The sequence below is a fragment of the Rhodospirillales bacterium RIFCSPLOWO2_02_FULL_58_16 genome, assembly GCA_001830425.1.
GTDB lineage: Bacteria > Pseudomonadota > Alphaproteobacteria > Rhodospirillales > 2-02-FULL-58-16 > 2-02-FULL-58-16.
Genome location: MIAA01000002.1, coordinates 34,381 through 36,619, shown reverse-complemented (window position 1 = coordinate 36,619; position 2,239 = coordinate 34,381). Strand labels below are relative to the sequence as shown.

Sequence of the window (2,239 nt, the reverse complement as noted above, 5' to 3'; positions counted from 1 at the left end):
CCGATACCCCCTCTAACTCCCCCTTGAAGCAAGGGGGAGGATTTTTCAGAGTCATTCTTTACGGCTATTGGGATCATTTATCCAGCCCGCCCATGCACAGGTACTTGATTTCCAGGAAGTCGTCCATGCCGTAACGGGAACCTTCGCGGCCGATGCCGGACTCCTTGACGCCGCCGAAGGGCGCAACCTCGGTGGAGATAATGCCGGTGTTGATGCCGACGATGCCGTACTCCAGCGCCCCCGCCAGTCGCCACACCCGTCCGATGTCGCGGGCATAGAAATAGGCGGCGAGGCCGAACTCGGTGTCGTTGGCCATGGCGACGGCCTCAGCCTCGGTGGTGAAACGAAACAGCGGGGCGACCGGGCCGAAGGTCTCTTCGCGGGCCACCATCATGTCGGCGGTGACGTCGGCGAGAACCGTCGGCTCAAAAAAGGTTCCGCCCTTTTGATGGCGCTTGCCGCCGGTCAGCAGGGCGGCGCCCTTGGCCAGGGCGTCGGCGATATGTTCTTCCACTTTCTCCACCGCCGCCATGTCGATCAGCGGTCCCTGCCGGCAGCCGTCCGCGAAGCCGTCCGCCACCTTGAGGGCGGAGACTTCCTTGACCAGCATCCCGGCGAATTTGTCATAGATATCGCTGTGGATCAGCAGGCGATTGGCGGAGACGCAGGTCTGCCCGGTGTTGCGGTACTTGCAGGCCATGGCCCCGTTCAGGGCGGCGTCCAGGTCGGCGTCGTCAAAGACGATGAACGGAGCGTTGCCGCCCAGTTCCAGAGACACTTTCTTGACCGTGGCGGCGCACTGCGCCATCAGCTTTTTGCCGATCTCCGTCGAGCCGGTGAAGGTAAGCTTGCGCACCAGCGGGTTGGCCGTCAGTTCGGCCCCGATGGCCGCCGCCGAGCCGGTAATCACGTTGAAGACGCCGGGCGGGAAGCCGGCGCGGTCGGCAAGCTCGGCCAGGGCCAGGGCCGAGTACGGCGTTGAGCTTGCCGGCTTGACCACCACCGGACATCCCGCCGCCAGGGCCGGCGCGCACTTGCGGGTGATCATGGCGTTGGGGAAGTTCCATGGCGTAATCGCCGCCACCACGCCGATAGGTTCCTTGACGACGATAATGCGCTTGTCCGATTGATGCCCGGGGATGGTATCGCCGTAGACGCGCTTGGCTTCTTCGGCGAACCACTCGACGAAGGAAGCGCCGTAGGCGATCTCGCCGACGGCTTCGGCCAGCGGCTTGCCCTGCTCCGCCGTCATCAGACAGGCCAGATCGCGCTGATTGGCCATGATCAGCGCGAACCACCTTTTAAGAACGGCGCTGCGCTCCTTGGCGGTGAGCGCCCGCCAAGCCGGCCAGGCGTCATTCGCCGCCGCCACGGCGCGCCCCGTCTCGCTTGCTCCCATCCTCGGAACCGTTCCCAGTTTTGAGCCGTCGGAAGGATTGAATACGTCAATGACGCCGCCGGCATCGGCGTCGATCCAGACGCCGTTTACATAACATTGCCGCTTGAACAGGCCGGGATCATTGAGTTTCATGACAGTCTCGTATTTGAAGGAGTTGCATGGAGATGATTATAGTAATTATTATGAATGATATGAAGGAGGCCCATGTCCAATAAAAAAATAATCTACGGCGTAGCGGCGTTGGCCGTCGGCGTCGTTATCTGGGCCTATGTCAACGCCATCAAAGGCGGCGGCGAGGAAAAAGGTCATGAGATGGTCGTCGCCGACGCCTCCAACGCCGAAATGGTGGCGCTGGGCGAGACCATCTACGCCGCCCGCTGCGCCGAGTGCCACGGCAGCAGTCTGGAAGGTCAGCCCGGCTGGCGGAAAAAGAACCCCGACGGCACCCTTCCGGCGCCGCCACACAATGAAAACGGCCACACCTGGCATCACCCTGATCACATGAACTTTCAGTACACCAAGTTCGGCGGCGAAGATTCGCCCCAGTCTCAATTCAAGACCTCAATGCCGGCTTTTGCCGGGATTTTAAGCGATCGCGAAATCCTGTCGGCGCTGTCCTACATAAAAAGCAAATGGCCCGAAGATATCCGCGCCAAGCACCAACGCATGAGCGAGCATCAGCCATAAATATCTCCTTGTTTCGGACAGACTCGACATAACCGCGTATTTTCGCTATTTCCCTAGGGCCAAGGCGCGTCAGAAGGACAGTAAAACAAAATGCAGGATTTCAGGGTACTTCTCATCAACTGCAACACCATGCTCGACACGTTGGTTACGGCG

The 2,239-nt window shown here is 60.6% G+C and carries 3 protein-coding genes and 1 pseudogene (2 of these 4 running past the window's edge); 2 read left to right on the top strand and 2 right to left on the bottom strand.

The genetic code is table 11. The features are described 5' to 3' along the window. Both A3H92_01015 and gabD read right to left on the bottom strand, forming a co-directional pair. Nucleotides 1-5 carry the 5' portion of a glutathione-disulfide reductase gene (locus tag A3H92_01015; protein OHC76435.1) on the bottom strand. 1,369 nt of this gene lie to the left of the window's left edge, so the window shows 5 of its 1,374 coding nt (coding positions 1-5); the start codon lies at nt 3-5; the stop codon falls past the left edge of the window. A gap of 68 nt (nt 6-73) precedes the next feature. Next, complete coding sequence (gabD, locus tag A3H92_01010; GenBank protein ID OHC76409.1) at nt 74-1,531, bottom strand: succinate-semialdehyde dehydrogenase (NADP(+)); 1,458 nt, start codon at nt 1,529-1,531, stop codon at nt 74-76. 72 nt (nt 1,532-1,603) lie between these two features. Between gabD and A3H92_01005 the strand changes: the two genes are divergently transcribed. Both A3H92_01005 and A3H92_01000 read left to right on the top strand, forming a co-directional pair. Further along, the gene (locus A3H92_01005; GenBank protein OHC76408.1) at nt 1,604-2,086 is read left to right on the top strand and encodes a hypothetical protein; all 483 of its coding nucleotides are present in this window, start codon (nt 1,604-1,606) and stop codon (nt 2,084-2,086) included. A gap of 90 nt (nt 2,087-2,176) precedes the next feature. After that, a pseudogene (locus A3H92_01000) lies at nt 2,177-2,239 on the top strand (hypothetical protein); it runs 1,386 nt beyond the window's last position.